This window comes from Schaalia odontolytica (genome assembly GCF_002847525.1).
GTDB lineage: Bacteria > Actinomycetota > Actinomycetes > Actinomycetales > Actinomycetaceae > Pauljensenia > Pauljensenia odontolytica_B.
The window spans coordinates 20,983-35,718 of the sequence record NZ_PKKM01000003.1 but is presented as its reverse complement, the minus strand read 5'-3'; the positions used below and the strand labels follow the sequence as shown (position 1 = coordinate 35,718).

General features: G+C 67.8%; 15 protein-coding genes. 11 read left to right on the top strand and 4 right to left on the bottom strand.

Annotated elements, in window-relative coordinates:
- The first annotated feature begins 51 nt into the window (after positions 1-51).
- The 11 genes from CYJ22_RS02340 (at position 52) to CYJ22_RS02290 (ending at position 11,220) form a co-directional block, all read left to right on the top strand.
- On the top strand, positions 52-1,617 hold the full coding sequence (locus CYJ22_RS02340) for an ABC transporter ATP-binding protein (protein ID WP_101600812.1): 1,566 nt from the start codon (positions 52-54) through the stop codon (positions 1,615-1,617).
- Positions 1,614-2,753: an ABC transporter permease gene (locus CYJ22_RS02335; RefSeq protein WP_101600809.1), complete on the top strand. Its 1,140-nt coding sequence runs from the start codon at positions 1,614-1,616 to the stop codon at positions 2,751-2,753. The genes CYJ22_RS02340 and CYJ22_RS02335 overlap by 4 nt, the downstream gene beginning before the upstream one ends.
- Positions 2,740-4,020, top strand: coding sequence for an ABC transporter permease (locus CYJ22_RS02330; RefSeq protein ID WP_034497217.1), 1,281 nt, complete (start codon positions 2,740-2,742; stop codon positions 4,018-4,020). Before CYJ22_RS02335 ends, CYJ22_RS02330 begins: the two co-directional genes overlap by 14 nt.
- 8 nt (positions 4,021-4,028) lie before the next feature.
- On the top strand, positions 4,029-4,484 hold the full coding sequence (locus CYJ22_RS02325) for a cytidine deaminase (protein WP_007590313.1): 456 nt from the start codon (positions 4,029-4,031) through the stop codon (positions 4,482-4,484).
- A complete protein-coding gene (locus tag CYJ22_RS02320; protein ID WP_007590310.1) occupies positions 4,471-5,757 on the top strand; it encodes a thymidine phosphorylase in 1,287 nt (428 codons plus the stop codon). The genes CYJ22_RS02325 and CYJ22_RS02320 overlap by 14 nt, the downstream gene beginning before the upstream one ends.
- Positions 5,758-5,793: 36 nt before the next feature.
- Complete coding sequence (locus CYJ22_RS02315; protein ID WP_101600806.1) at positions 5,794-6,777, top strand: sugar-binding transcriptional regulator; 984 nt, start codon at positions 5,794-5,796, stop codon at positions 6,775-6,777.
- 112 nt (positions 6,778-6,889) lie between these two features.
- The gene (deoD, locus tag CYJ22_RS02310) at positions 6,890-7,597 is read left to right on the top strand and encodes a purine-nucleoside phosphorylase (protein WP_007590289.1); all 708 of its coding nucleotides are present in this window, start codon (positions 6,890-6,892) and stop codon (positions 7,595-7,597) included.
- 20 nt (positions 7,598-7,617) lie between these two features.
- Positions 7,618-8,271: a deoxyribose-phosphate aldolase gene (gene deoC / locus CYJ22_RS02305; protein ID WP_007590280.1), complete on the top strand. Its 654-nt coding sequence runs from the start codon at positions 7,618-7,620 to the stop codon at positions 8,269-8,271.
- Between the two features lie 4 nt (positions 8,272-8,275).
- Positions 8,276-9,949: a phospho-sugar mutase gene (locus tag CYJ22_RS02300; protein WP_101600804.1), complete on the top strand. Its 1,674-nt coding sequence runs from the start codon at positions 8,276-8,278 to the stop codon at positions 9,947-9,949.
- Between the two features lie 81 nt (positions 9,950-10,030).
- The gene (locus CYJ22_RS02295) at positions 10,031-10,852 is read left to right on the top strand and encodes a class I SAM-dependent methyltransferase (protein WP_101600801.1); all 822 of its coding nucleotides are present in this window, start codon (positions 10,031-10,033) and stop codon (positions 10,850-10,852) included.
- On the top strand, positions 10,849-11,220 hold the full coding sequence (locus CYJ22_RS02290; protein ID WP_060565730.1) for a cupin domain-containing protein: 372 nt from the start codon (positions 10,849-10,851) through the stop codon (positions 11,218-11,220). Before CYJ22_RS02295 ends, CYJ22_RS02290 begins: the two co-directional genes overlap by 4 nt.
- A 109-nt stretch (positions 11,221-11,329) precedes the next feature.
- Here CYJ22_RS02290 and CYJ22_RS02285 read toward each other — a convergent pair whose 3' ends face one another.
- The 4 genes from CYJ22_RS02285 to CYJ22_RS02270 form a co-directional block, all read right to left on the bottom strand.
- Positions 11,330-11,686: a permease gene (locus tag CYJ22_RS02285; protein ID WP_101600799.1), complete on the bottom strand. Its 357-nt coding sequence runs from the start codon at positions 11,684-11,686 to the stop codon at positions 11,330-11,332.
- A gap of 134 nt (positions 11,687-11,820) precedes the next feature.
- Entirely contained in the window at positions 11,821-12,576 is a 756-nt protein-coding gene (locus CYJ22_RS02280) for an iron ABC transporter ATP-binding protein (protein ID WP_101600796.1), read from the bottom strand.
- A complete protein-coding gene (locus CYJ22_RS02275; protein WP_101600793.1) occupies positions 12,573-13,658 on the bottom strand; it encodes an iron chelate uptake ABC transporter family permease subunit in 1,086 nt (361 codons plus the stop codon). The genes CYJ22_RS02280 and CYJ22_RS02275 overlap by 4 nt, the downstream gene beginning before the upstream one ends.
- Positions 13,655-14,680, bottom strand: a complete 1,026-nt coding sequence (locus CYJ22_RS02270) for an ABC transporter permease (protein WP_101600791.1) — start codon at positions 14,678-14,680, stop codon at positions 13,655-13,657. The genes CYJ22_RS02275 and CYJ22_RS02270 overlap by 4 nt, the downstream gene beginning before the upstream one ends.
- Positions 14,681-14,736: the final 56 nt, after the last annotated feature.

The window sequence follows — 14,736 nt, the reverse complement described above, 5'->3', positions numbered from 1 at the left end:
CACACGGGCATCGGGGCGGGGTGAGCCCACCTGCTGGGGAAGGTCGAAGGTATGAAATTAGAGTTGCGGGGGATCACGAAGAGGTTTGGTCCCCTCATCGCCAACGACTCGATTGATTTAACGATCGAGGAAGGGCATATTCATGCCCTGCTGGGAGAGAACGGAGCGGGTAAGTCCACGCTCATGAACGTCCTGTATGGGATGCACGCCCCCGACGAGGGACAGATCCTCATCGACGGCGAGCCCGTGACGTTCAAGGGCCCCGGCGACGCGGTCGCGGCGGGCATTGGCATGGTGCACCAGCACTTCATGCTCATCCCCGTCTTCACGGTCGCCGAGTCGATCGCCCTGGGCTTCGAGCCGACGGGCCCGGCCGGAATCATCAGCCGCGAGCGCGCCCGCCAGACGGTGCGCGAGGTCTCGGCGCGTTTCGGCTTCGACCTGGACCCCGACGCCCTCATCGAAGACCTGCCGGTGGGCGCCCAGCAGCGCGTGGAGATCGTCAAAGCGCTGTCGCGTCAGGCGAAGGTCCTCATTCTCGATGAGCCGACTGCGGTGCTCACCCCGCAGGAAACGGATGAGCTGATGACGATCATGCGTCAGCTCGCCGACGCCGGGACCTCGATCGTGTTTATCACCCACAAGCTGCGCGAGGTGCGCGCGGTGGCCGACGAGATCACGGTCATTCGCCGTGGTCGGGTCGTGGGGCATGCGTCCCCGAGTGATTCCGAGGCCTCGCTGGCCACGCAGATGGTCGGGCGCGAGGTGCTGATGCGCGTCGAGAAGGATCCCGCGCGTCCCGCTGGCGGCGGCCTGTCCTTCGAGGATGTGTCGCTGCTGGGTGCGGGCGGCGTCCCGCTGCTTGATCACGTGTCTTTCGACGTTCCCCGCGGCGAGATCCTCGCGGTCGCAGGCGTGCAGGGCAACGGGCAGACGGAGCTCGCCGAGGTGATCCTGGGCCTGCAGACGCCCGACAGCGGGGTCATCCGACTCGAGGACACGGACATTACCCGCGCGAAGCCTCGCGAGTCCCTGGATGCGGGCGTCGGATTTATCCCCGAGGACCGGTCGACGGACGGCATCATCGCCTCGTTTTCGATTGCGGACAACCTGGTGCTCGACCAGTTCCGCTCTTCGTCTTTCTCGGCCGCGGGCTCCCTCAAGCGCGGCGCGATCGCGCGCAATGCCCGCGACAAGGAAAAGGAATACGACATTCGCCTGACGTCGATCGAGGACCCGGTCTCCTCCCTGTCGGGCGGCAACCAGCAGAAGGTCGTCGTCGCCCGCGAGATGTCGCGTGACCTGACGCTGCTGGTCGCGAATCAGCCGACGCGAGGCGTCGACGTCGGTTCGATTGAGTTCATTCACCGCAGGATTGTGGACGTGCGGGACCAGGGCTGCGCGGTCCTGCTCATCTCCTCGGAGCTCGACGAGGTGGTTTCGCTCGCAGACCGTATCGCCGTCATGTACCGCGGCCGCATCGTTGGCATCGTTCCGGCGGACACGGGACGCGACGTCCTCGGCCTCATGATGGCCGGCGTCCCCCTGGACGAGGCCGTGGCGGCTTCCTCCGGATCCGCTGGGGACGCCGGGGTGCCTGGAAAGGAGGAGCAATGAGCGCACGTTCGAGTAACGGGCCGGGCATCGCGACCCGGGTCTTTGGCTCCCAGTGGTTTGTGTCGGTGCTGGCCGTCCTCATCGCATTCGTGATCGGAGCGATCCTCATCGCGCTGTCGGGGGCGTCCGTGGTGGATGCCTACTATGCGATGTTCCGCGGCTCTATCGTGGATCCGAACGCGGCGAACGCTGTTCGCATGATCAAGCCGTTGACGGACTCTCTCTTCTATTCGATCCCGCTGATTATTTCGGGCCTGGGCCTGGCGCTCGGCTTCCGGGCCGGCCTGTTCAACATTGGCGGCAAGGGCCAGATCATCGTTGGAGCGCTCGCTGCCGTGTGGGTGGGCTTCGCGGTGAGCCTGCCGCCGGTTGTGCACACGCTGGTGGCCCTCCTCGTCGCGGTGATTGCGGGCGGCCTCTACGGCGGCATCGCGGGCGTGCTGAAGGCGAAGACGGGCGCGAACGAGGTGATCGTGACGATCATGCTCAACGCGATTGCGACGCTGGGCTTGGGATACACGCTCGCGCAGAAGGCATGGCAGGTGCCCGGAACGAATCAGCCGGTGACTCCCAAGGTCGCGGACAGTGCGGCGTTCGCGCGGCTGCTTCCCGCCCCCTTCAAGCTGCACGTCGGTTTCCTGGTTGCCCTGGTCGCCCTCGTCGCCTTCTGGTGGCTGATCGAGCGATCCACGCTGGGATTCCAGATCCGCGCGGTCGGTGCCAACGCGGCCGCCGCCCGCACGGCCGGTATTTCGGTCGAGCGCATCACGGCGATCACGATGGTTCTCTCGGGTGCGTTCCTCGGCCTGGCCGGGGCGAACGAGGCATTGGGGACCATCGGGTACGTCTCGCGTGACGTGGCCGGTTCGATTGGCTTCGATGCGATCACGGTGGCACTCCTGGGCCGTAATAAGACGTGGGGAACTTTCGGTGCGGGGCTCCTCTTCGGCGCCTTCAAGGCGGGCGGTTACACGATGCAGGCCAAGGGCGTGCCGATCGACATGATCCTCATCCTGCAGTCGGTCATCGTTCTGCTGATCGCAGCGCCTGCGCTCGTGCGCTGGCTGTTCCGTCTGCCCGATGTCCGCGCGTTCGCGGCTAACACGCGAAAGGGGAACGCCGATGAGCACAAGTGAGTCCGGCATGGTCGCTCAGGTCGAGGCCAAGCGCTCCTGGAAGCTTCCCGGCATCTACGCGGCTGCATGCGTGCTGCTCGTGGTCTTCGCGGCCGCTGCGCGAGGTGACATGACCCTGCGCCTGAACGACAAGTCGCAGTCCTACTCAATTCCCGACATCGTCACCGCGGGCGCGCCCATCGTGTGGGTGCTCGCCGCCCTGACGATCGCCATCACCGCATGGACGGTCGTGGCGACCCTGCGGCGCATCACCCAGCCCGAGTGGGCACGCGTCGGCGGCATGGCGGTCGTCGGGCTGTCCACGATCCTGGGGTTCCTGTTCTACGCGGGCTCCGGGTCGTCGGGCGTCGTCACGCTGACCTCGACCCTGGTGTCCACCGTGGCGATCTCGACGCCGCTGATCTTCGGCTCCCTTTCGGGTGTTATCTCGGAGCGTGTGGGCGTCGTCAACATCGCGATCGAGGGCGATCTCCTGGTCGGTGCCTTCGCGGGCGTCATGGCGGCCTCGTACTTCCAGACCCCCTACGCGGGCCTCGTCGCGGCTCCCCTCGCGGGTGCCCTCCTGGGATCCCTCCTGGCCCTCTTCTCCGTCAAGTACGGGGTGGATCAGATCATCGTCGGCGTCGTCCTGAACGTCCTGGCTTTGGGCCTGACGACGTTCTTCTACGGGACGATCATGAAGGATGCTCCCGGGAGCCTGAACACCAACCAGTTCTCGCTGTCCGACATCAAGATTCCCGGCCTCGCCGAGATCCCGGTCATCGGCCCGGTTCTGTTCAACCAGTCGATCCTCGTGTACTTGATGTACGCGGCCGTCATCGCCCTGGCCTTCTTCCTGTTCCGCTCCCGGTGGGGCCTGCGGCTGAGGGCCTGCGGCGAGCACCCGCGCGCCGCTGACACGGTGGGCATCAACGTGGGGCGTACGCGCACCCTCAACACGATCCTGGGGTCGTCCTTCGCCGGCCTGGGTGGCGCGTTCTTCACGATCGGTTCCGGCCTGGCTTTCACGGACAACATTTCGGCGGGCAACGGCTACATCGCCTTGGCCGCCATGATCCTGGGCAAGTGGAACCCGCTGGGAGCCATGGGTGCGGCCGTCATGTTCGGCTTCGCGCAGGCCTTGGCCCGCATGTTGCCCAATATCGAGCCCGCGATCCCCGCCGACCTCGTCTCGATGATCCCCTACGTGGTCACGATTGTGGCCGTCGCTGGATTTGTCGGCAAGTCGCGTGCACCGGCCGCTGAAAATATCCCCTACGTGAAGTGAGAACCCGCATGGATCCAACAGAAATTGACTGGGATGCCCTGCTGGCTGAGGCCATCGACGCGATGAAGCACGCGTACTGCCCCTACTCGAACTTCCCCGTGGGGGCCGCGGGCTTGACGGCAGACGGCTGGCTCGTCAGCGGCTGCAACGTCGAAAACGCCGGATACGGCGTCACCCTGTGCGCCGAGTGCGGCATGGTCTCCGACCTCATCCGCTCCGGCGGAGGCACCCTCGTCGCGGTCGTCGCCGTCAACGGCAACGAGGAGCCGGTGGCCCCGTGCGGGCGCTGCCGTCAGCTCATCTACGAGCACGGCGGGCCCTCCTGCCTGGTCCTCATGCCTGACGGCGTCGCGCCCATGACCGAGGTGCTGCCCGGCGCGTTCGGACCCCATGACCTGTCGAGCCTCGCCCAGGCGACCCCGGCCTCGTCGGAAGAGAAAGAAGGACACGATGGCTCTCTTTGATGCCGTTGACATCATTCGCGTCAAGCGAGACGGGGGAGTACTGACCCCCGACCAGATCGACTGGACGATCGACGCCTACACGAAGGGCGTCATCAAGGACGAGCAGATGGCCGCCCTGGCCATGGCGATTTTCCTGCGCGGCATGGACCGGGGCGAGATCGCCCGCTGGACGGACGCGATGATCCGCTCGGGCGCGCGCATGGACTTCTCCGGCATCGGCAAGCCGACCGCCGACAAGCACTCCACGGGCGGCGTCGGTGACAAGATCACGCTGCCCCTGGCCCCGCTGGTCGCGTGCTTCGGCGTGGCCGTCCCGCAGCTGTCGGGCCGAGGCCTGGGGCACACGGGCGGTACCCTCGACAAGCTCGAGGCGATCCCCGGGTGGCGCGCGCAGCTGAGTAACGACGAGATCATGACTCAGCTGGGCTCCGGCTGCGGCGCCGTCATCTGCGCGGCGGGCTCGGGCCTGGCACCCGCGGATAAGAAGCTCTACGCCCTGCGCGACATCACCTCGACCGTCGAGTCGATCGCGCTGATCGCTAGTTCCATCATGAGTAAGAAGATCGCCGAGGGCACGGGAGCCCTCGTCCTGGACGTCAAGGTCGGGTCGGGTGCCTTCATGAAGGACCTGGACGCCGCGCGCGAGCTCGCCCGCACGATGGTCGACCTTGGACGCGACGCGGGTGTTGCCACGCGCGCCCTCCTCACCGACATGTCTGTGCCACTGGGGCGCAAGATCGGCAACGCCCTCGAGGTGGAGGAATCCGTCGAGGTCCTCGCCGGTGGTGGCCCCTCCGACGTTGTTGAGCTGACGTGCGAGCTCGCGCGCAACATGCTCGACCTCGCGGGGGTGCGCGATGCCGACGTGGAGGCCGCGCTGGCGGATGGGCGCGCGATGGACCGCTGGCGCGCGATGATCCGCGAGCAGGGCGGAGACCCGGATGCGCCGCTGCCCCGCGCCGCGCACACCCACCAGGTCCTCGCCGAGGCCGGGGGAACCGTGGTCGGCATGGACGCCCTGTCCGTGGGCGTGGCCTCGTGGAGGCTGGGCGCTGGCCGCGCAGTCAAGGAGGATCCCGTGCAGGCGGGCGCCGGCATCGAGATCCACGCCAAGCCGGGCGAGCGCGTTGCGGCGGGCCAGCCCCTGCTCACGCTCCACACCGACGACGAGTGGCGCATCGAGCGCGCCCTGGAGTCCCTCTCCGGCGCCATCGAGATCGCCGACGGGGTCACCCCCGAGCTGCGCAGCGTCGTCCTGGAGACGGTGTCCTAACGGCGGAGCGGCGCGAGCGAACAGGGAGGAGGAGTCGTGGAACGGCGCGACGAACAGTCGATCGAGGCGGTCAAGCTCTACTACCAGCAGGGCCTCAGCCAGGCCGAGGTCGCCACTCGCATGGGTCTGTCGCGCCCCACGGTCGCCAAACTCCTCGCGCACGGCCGCGAGCGCGGCTTCGTGACCATCGAGATCCACGATCCGCGCGAGGATGCCTCGGAGATTGCCCTGCGGCTGGAGCAGCACTTTGGACTGGCCTGCGCGCGTGTCGCCCACGGCACGGGCGCGACTGAGGACGAGGCCATCGAGCAGGTCGGTCGCGTCGGTGCCGATGTGGTTACCCAGCTCGTGCGCGACGGCATGAGCGTGGGGATTTCTTGGGGGCGCACGATGAGTGCGCTCGCGGCCCACCTGACCCGCGCCCCTCGCGTGGGTGTGCGCGTCGTTCAACTCAAGGGCGGGGCGTCCTTCTCCGAGCGTGCGACGCACGATTTCGAGATCATGCGGTCCTTCTGCGAGGCCTTCGGTGCGGAGCCGCGGTACCTGCCGCTTCCCGTCATTTTCCAGGACACCGCGATGCTCTCGATAGTGCGCCGCGACCGGTCGATCGAGCGGATCCTGGAGGAGGGGCGCGGCGTGGACGTGGCGGTGTTTACCGTTGGTTCCCTGGGGCGCGAGGCCCTCTCGCTCAACCTCGGCCAGCTCGAGGACAACGAGGTGGAGGCGCTCCTGCGCGACGCAGTCGGGGACGCATGCTCGCGATTTTTCACGCGCGAGGGCGGCGTCGCCCTGGCGTCGGTCGACCGCAGGACGGTTGGCATCACGCTCGACGAGCTGCGCTCTCGCCCCGTGCGGGTGCTCGTTGCTGGCGGGCGTGTGAAAGCGGAGGCGCTGGACACGGCGCTTCACATGGGGTTGGCCACGCACCTGGTGGTCGACCAGGACCTGGCCCTCGCGCTGCTGGAACGGCCACGTGGGGCAACCCCGCGCGGGGTGCGTGATGGCACCCCACGCGGATGAGAACATTTGTCAAACCACTCGTTGACACATTTCAATTGCACGGCATAGCCTTGCGACAAGGGTACAGAAGCCTCGACGGAGCCCCGAGCTCCTCGACACCACAGGAGGACACATGCGCTCGACACCGCACATCAATCCCACCGCTCCCATCGCGCCGACGATCCTCCTGCCCGGAGACCCGCTGCGCGCGAAATTCATCGCCGAGACCTACCTGGAGGACGCCCAGCAGTTCAACGCCGTGCGCAACATGCTGGGCTACACCGGCACGTATCGCGGCACCCCGGTGTCCGTCATGGGCTCGGGCATGGGCATCCCCTCGATTTCGCTGTACGCCCACGAGCTGATCCACGAGTTCGGCTGCACGCGCCTCGTGCGCGTGGGCACGTGCGGCGCCCTGCAGCCCGGCGTCAACCTGTACGACGTCGTGGTCGCCCAGGCCGCGTGCTCGAACTCGGCGTTCCTCGATCAGTACCAGATCCCCGGCTCCTACGCCCCGATCGGCTCTTTCCGTCTCATCGACGACGTCGTGCGCCGCGCCCGCGAGGCTGACGTGCCGATCCACGTGGGCAACATCCTCTCTTCCGACACGTTCTACAACGCGAACCCGACCTTCAACGAGGCGTGGCAGCGCATGGGCGTGCTCGCGGTCGAGATGGAGTCCGCCGGCCTGTACGCGACCGCCGCCCATGCGGGCGTCGAGGCCGTGGGTATCTTTACGGTCTCGGACTCCCTGGTGACGGGCGAGGCCACCGACGCTCAGGCGCGTCAGACGTCCTTTACCACCATGATGGAGCTGGCCCTGCCCCTGGCCCAGCTGTGATGCGACAAGAAAGTAGTTCCATGAACAAGCGTGACGTGGCCGCGATGATTGACCACACGATCCTCAAGCCCGAGGCCACCCAGGCGGACGTGGCCCGCATCGTCGAGGAGGGCGCCGCGGCCGGCACCTTCTCGGTGTGCGTGTCCCCCTCGATGCTGCCCCTGGACGTTCCCGAGGGATTGAAGGTCGCCTGCGTGGTCGGCTTCCCCTCGGGCGCGGTCAAGCCCCAGGTCAAGGCCTTCGAGGCCGCCCAGGCCGTCGCCGACGGCGCGGACGAGATCGACATGGTCATCAACATCGAGCTGGTGAAGGACGCGCGCCTCCACGAGCTCGAGGAGGAGATCGCGGCCGTGCGCCGCGTCGTCCCTCCCCCGCGTATCCTCAAAGTCATCATCGAGTCCGCCGCGCTGACGGACGACGAGATCGTCGCCGCCTGCACGGCCTCGATGGCGGCGGGCGCGGACTTCGTCAAGACCTCCACCGGATTCCACCCCGCGGGCGGCGCCTCGACCCACGCGGTCGCGCTCATGCGCGCCACGGTCGGCGATGCCCTGGGAGTCAAGGCCTCGGGCGGCATTCGAGACGCGCAGACCGCCCTGGCCATGATCGAGGCCGGAGCCTCTCGCCTGGGAGTGTCCGCAACGAATGCCATCCTGGCAGGACTGGAGGACTGAGACGATGGAGCTGCTCGAGCGCGCCTGCCAGTGGGCGAGCCACGACCCGGACCCCGCCACGGCCTCGGCCCTGAGCGCCGACATCGAGGCGGCGGAGCGCGGCGACGAGGAGGCTGCGGCTCGCGTGGGTGCGGCCATGAACGGCCCCCTCCAGTTCGGCACCGCCGGCCTGCGAGGCGTCGTGGGTCCGGGCGAGTCACGCATGAACCTCGCGGTCGTTATCCGCGCGACTGCCGGCCTGTGCGAGGTCGTCAAGCGCCACGCGACGGGCACGCCCACGCTGGTCGTCGGCTGCGATGCCCGCTACGGGTCCTCCGAGTTCGCCGCCGCCGCATGCCGCGTCGCCTCGGCCGCCGGAGTGCGCGTTCTCGCCCTGCCGCAGGCCAACCCGACCCCGCTCACCGCCTTCTCGATGCTGCACTTCGACGCAGACGCGGGCGTCATGGTGACCGCCTCCCACAATCCTGCCCCGGACAACGGCTACAAGGTCTACCTGGGCGGCACCGTCGCGCAGGGCGACGGGCGCGGCGTCCAGATCGTCCCGCCCTTCGACGCGGAGATCGCGGCCGCCATCGAGGCCGCGCCGCCCGCGGACGAGGTCCCGATGAACGACGATCTCGTCGAGGCCGTGGATCCTCGCGAGGAGTACGTGGCCTGCGCATCCGCCCTGGCCTCGGGCGAGGCCTCTGCGCGTGAGGATCTGCGCATCGTCCTGACCGCCATGCACGGCGTGGGCGCCGCGATCACCTCGCGTGTCCTGGCTGAGGCTGGTTTCTCCAACGTCTCCCTTGTGGAGGCACAGGCCCAGCCCGATCCGGACTTCCCGACCGTTCCCTTCCCCAACCCCGAAGAGGCCGGCGCCCTCGACATGGCGATCGAGCAGGCGCGCGAGCAGGGGGCCGACCTCATCATCGCGGTCGACCCCGACGCGGACCGCTGCGCGCTCGCGGTGCCCGACCCCTCCTCGGAGAGGGGATGGAGTCCGCTGAGCGGTGACCAGACCGGCTCGCTGCTGGGCGAGTTCCTGGCTGCGCGCGGTCTGACGGGCTCGCTCGCGAATTCGATCGTGTCCTCGCGCCTGCTCTCGCGCATCGCTCACGTGCATGGCCTGGAGCATCACACGACGCTTACGGGCTTTAAGTGGATCGCCCGTGCCCCGGGCCTCGGCTTCGGCTACGAGGAGGCCATCGGTTTTTGCCCCGACCCGGCCCACGTGCGCGACAAGGACGGCATCGCGACGTCGGTCGTCGCAGCCTCCCTGGTGGCCGCCCTCAAGGCGCAGGGGCGCAGCGTGTGGGACGAGCTGGAGCGCCTGGCACGGCTGCACGGGCTGCACGTGAGCTCACCGCTGACCTTCCGCGTCGAGGAGATCGAGCAGATCGCCAGCGGCATGGCACGCCTGCGCGCCCAGCCGCCGAGTGTCCTGGCTGGTTCTCCCGTCGTCGAGGTCTCGGACCTGTCGCAGGGGTACCGTGGCCTGCCGCCCACGGACGGCGTCCTCGTGCTCACCGAGGCGGGGGACCGCGTCATCGCGCGCCCCTCGGGCACAGAGCCCAAGCTCAAGTGCTACCTCGAGGTGATCCTGCCGGTCGCCGAGGGGGAGCCGCTGCCCTGGGAGCAGGCACACGAGCGCCTCGATGCAATTAAGGGAGCTTTCGCCGAGATTATCGGCCTGTAGAAGCGAATCGGGGACTCCGTCGGCGCATTTTGTGCGGGTAAAGCCCTGCGTGAAGAAATAGATAACGCTATACTTGCGTATATGGCAACTCACAGTGAATCGCTGGCGGAGACCCTACCCTTCGCCGACCGGCCCGTCGAGAAGGCGCCCGGCCACTGGGTTCTCGCGCGCGCCGGAAAGACGGTGCTGCGCCCCGGAGGCCTCGCACTCAGTACGTGGGCGCTCAAGCGCGCCGTGTTGCCCGGCTCGGACGTCGTCGAGTTCGCGCCCGGCCTGGGCGTCACGGCCTCGGCGATTATTGAGGTAGGCCCCGCCTCCTACGTCGGCGTGGAGCGTGATCCGAACGCCTCCGCGCGCGTGGATGCCATCGCCTCGGGCGTGGGGCGCTGCGTGAATACTGATGCCGCCGAGACCGGCCTGCCGGACGAGAGCGCGGACGTCGTCGTCGGCGAAGCCATGCTCTCCATGCAGGGCGAGAAAGCCAAGCGCGCCATCATGGGCGAGGCCGCGCGCATCCTGCGCCCCGGCGGCCGCTACGTCATCCACGAGCTGGCAATGCGCCCCGATGCGATCGCGGAAGAGCCTGCCACCGAGATTCGCCGCGCGCTCGCCCGCGCCATCAACGTCAACGCCCGCCCCCTCACGGTCGCCGACTGGAGGCGCGCGCTCGAAGAGGTCGGACTCGTCGTGGAAGAAACACGCACGGCCCCCATGGCGCTCCTCAAGCCCGGCCGCATGATCGCCGACGAGGGCGTGCTCGGAGCGCTGCGCATCATGCGCAACGTCGCGCGGGACAAAGACCTGCGTGAACGCGTCACGACGATGGCGCGCACGTTTAAGAAATATGATCGACACCTGTGCGGCGTCGCCATCGTCGCGCGCAAACCCAAGGAGAGCCAATGAGCCTGTCGCCCGAATCGAACACCGAGGTCCCCACGCCCATCATGACGGACCTGCAGGACATCGCCTCGATGATCCAGATCAACGAGGAAGCCACGGTCTCGCGCACCGTCATGCACGCTGAGGGCGTGCGCCTGGTCCTCTTCAGCTTCGACAAGGACGAGATCCTCAGCGAGCACACCGCCGCGATGCCCGTCATCCTGCACACCCTCGAGGGTGCCCTCGAGATCGAGGCCGACGGTCGCACCGTTGTCCTGAAGCCCGGCGACGTCATCCACTTCGGTACGCGCCTGCCGCACGCCGTGCGCGCGCTCGAGCCCTCGAAGATGGCCCTGTACATGCTGGATCGTCGCGAGCGCCCCAAGGCCTGAGGCTCCGACACTGTGCGGCGGGCCCCGTCCTCGTGAGGTGATGCACGAGGCCGGGGCCCGTTTGTCGTATCCGCGCGGGGTGGTCGGGGCATCGGCGCCCCACGAAGCGTTACTTCAGCGACGCCCTGCCGGCGCCCTTCGCGACCAGCCAGAGGCCGGCCTCGACGATGATCCCCGAGACGATGAAGACGATGGGCACGGAGATGCGCGCGTCCATGAGAGTGGTGGCGGCCAGGGCGATGCCGTGGGCGGTGCCCAGGACGCCGCCGCCGAAGAGGATGGGCCAGGCGGCGCGGTGCGCGCGCTCCCATTCCTGCGATCCGGGCTCAACGCCCTGAAGGCGCAGCCCCAGGGGAGGACGGCACACGCCGACGCGCGCGGTCAGGCCCGATGCGAACAGGTAGAGCCCGCCCGCGATGAGAGCGACGGCGAGAATCAGGAAGACGGCGATCAGTCCGACGTGCACGGGAACCCCTCGAAAGATAAGCGTTTCACGGCCGTTTCACGAAGGGCCGCGCGCCCATTCTACCCGGCCCGGGCCTCGTCACCGCGAAGGCAGCGACGAGCGGCGGCCAAGCCGAGCGCCCGACCCAGCCCCGCTCAGAAGTAGCAGGCGATCGGGCCGTTGGGGCCCGGCACGACGGTGACGGGGGTGTCGAAGATGTTGGTGAGGACCTCGTCGCGCATGATCTCCTCGGGCGTGCCCATGAAGGCGAGCTTCCCGTCCTTGAGCGCGCAGATCTGCGAGGCGTAGCGCGCCGCGAAGTTGATGTCGTGCAGGACGATGACGATCGTGCGCGAAAACTCGCGGGCCGCTCGCTCCAGCATGCGCATCATCTCGACGCTGCGCGCGATGTCCAGGTTGTTGAGGGGCTCGTCCAGCAGGACGTACTCCGTCTCCTGGGCGAGCACCATGGCGACGTAGGCGCGCTGACGCTGGCCACCCGACAGCTGGTCCAGGTAGCGCCCTTCGAGTTGCTCCAGGTCGAGGAAGCCGATGTAGCGGTCGATGATCGCCTCGTCCTCGGCGCTCAGGCGTCCCTTCGAGTGGGGGAAGCGTCCGAAACCTACCAGCTGACGCACCGTGAGGCGTGAAATGAAGTGGTTCTCCTGGCGCAGGATTGACAGGGTGCGCGCCAGCTCGGAGGACTTCGTTGTGGCCACGTTGAGGCCGCCGACCTCGATCGTGCCCTCGTCGATGCCGAGGAGGCGCCCGATCATGGTGAGGATTGTGGACTTGCCCGCGCCGTTGGGGCCCACGAGCGCCGTGATGCCGCCCGTGGGGATGTCGAGGGAGACCTCGCCGATGCGCACCGACGGCGAGTACTGCTTGACGACGGAATCGATGGAGATCACAGGCGGCCCTTCCGCAAAATAGTGACGATGAACGCGAGTCCGCCGACGAACTCGATGATGATGGAGACGACGCCCTGCGTGTTGAACACGTGATTCATGGCGAAGTATGCGCTGGCCAGGATCGCGGTGCCCAGGGCGACGGACATCGCGAAGATGTAGCGGTGATCGTGCGTGTCCGAGAACTGGTAGGCCAGCGTCGCGACGAGGAACCCGAGGAACGTCATGGGACCCACGAGAGCGGTCGACGTGGCCATGAGGATCGATACCAGGACGAGGACGAGCACGGAGGTGCGACGGTGATTGAGTCCCAGGTTGGTGGCTGTCTCGCGGCCGAGGGAGAGCACCGACAGCTGGCGCGTGAGCAACACGAGGGCGATGGCCGCGGCCGCGACGAGGGGAACCGCGATGGGGAAATACTCCTTCTGGGCGTTCGCGATCGACCCGAAAAGGCGCGCGGTCAGCACGTCGAACTCCGAGGGCGTGAGCAGCCTCTGCATGAAGGTGGAGATCGACCCGAGGCCCGCGCCCAGCATGACGCCGATGAGGAGCATCGCGTGCATCGAGGCGCGCTGCGAGGTGAGCAGCCACGAATACAGCACGAGGGTCAGGGCGATCATGAGGGCGAGCTGCCCGACAAAGTTGCCAACCGTCGCCGACGCGTTGAGGCCGGCGACGCCCAGGAAGAAGATCGTCGAGGTGTGGATGGCCCGGTACAGGGACTCGAAACCAAGGATCGAGGGCGTGATGATGCGGTTGTTCGCCACCGTCTGGAAAGCGACCGTCGCCATGCCCTGACACACCGCGACGATGGCGATCGCGAGGACCGCGAAGGCACGCCGACGGGCCAGCCTCCAGAACACCGGGCTTCCAAACTCCGCGGGATTCTTCCAGGCGATGAGGCCGATGCAGGCGAGGATCGCCACCGCGCACACGACCCCGAAGAGGATCCACCAGCGTCGACGGGCGGCCGAGGACGTGAAGGTACCGGTACGCCGGGCGGGGCGCTTCGTGCGCGCGGACGAGGCCGGGGCGGGTGTCGGGGAGGAGGCCTCGCGGTGCGCGGGGGAAGTCAGGACGCTCATAGGACGGCTCCCTTCTTGGCCTGGCGCAGCACGAGCGCGATAAAGACGAAGGCGCCGAGGACGCCCAGGATGACCGACACGGGCATCTCGAAGGGGGAGATGATCGTGCGTGCCAGCAGGTCCGTGACCGTCACGAGGGAGATGCCCGCCAGGCATACCCAGGGGAGGTTCGTGCGCAGGTTGTCACCCATCGACAGGGACACGAGGTTGGGGACGATGAGGCCCAGGAATGGCAGGGAACCGACGACGACAGTGACGACGCCGGTCGCCACGGCTACGAGCCCCGTCGCAATGAGGACCATGCGGTGGTAGTTGACGCCGAGGGAGATTGCGATGTCCTCGCCGAGGGACACGGCCGTCAGGCGATCCGCCATGATGAACACGATGGCCACGACGATGGTGACGATCCACAGGACCTCGTACTGGCCCTCGTACACCGAGGTGAAGGACCCCTGGAACCACACGGAGACGCTCTGCAGGGTGTTCGTCTCGAGCGCCAGGAACGTCGAGATCGCGGAGACGACCGCGCCGAGCATCATGCCCATGATCGGCACCAGCAGCGAGGAGCGCAGGGAGACGCGGCGCAGCAGCGCGAAAAACACCATCGTGCCCACGAACGCGAAGACGATCGCGCAGGTCATGCGCACCAGGATCGGGGCGCCGGGCCACACGATCATGATGACGAGCAGGCCCAGACCCGCCCACTCGGTCGTGCCCGTCGTGGAGGGCTCTGCGAAGCGGTTTTGGGTGACGAGCTGCATGACGAGGCCGCTCATCGACATCGCGGCGCCTGACAGGACGAGCGCGATCGTGCGCGGGACGCGCACGGCGAGGAAGATCTGCCAACCGTCGTCCTGGGAGAGGATCGAGTATTCGCCGGTCGAGAGCGACAGGACGAGGAGCGCAGCCACGGCGAGCGTGGCCAGGGCGAGCGCCAGGGGACGGCGCTTCGACGAGGCCGGGGCGGCCTCTCGCTCGAGCGCCGCGTCTGCGGGCGTGGCGGTGGTGGGGGAGTGCGTCATAACAAAACGGGGCGCGGGTGCCGCCCCGAAAGGCGGCACCCGCTTATGTGTCAGAG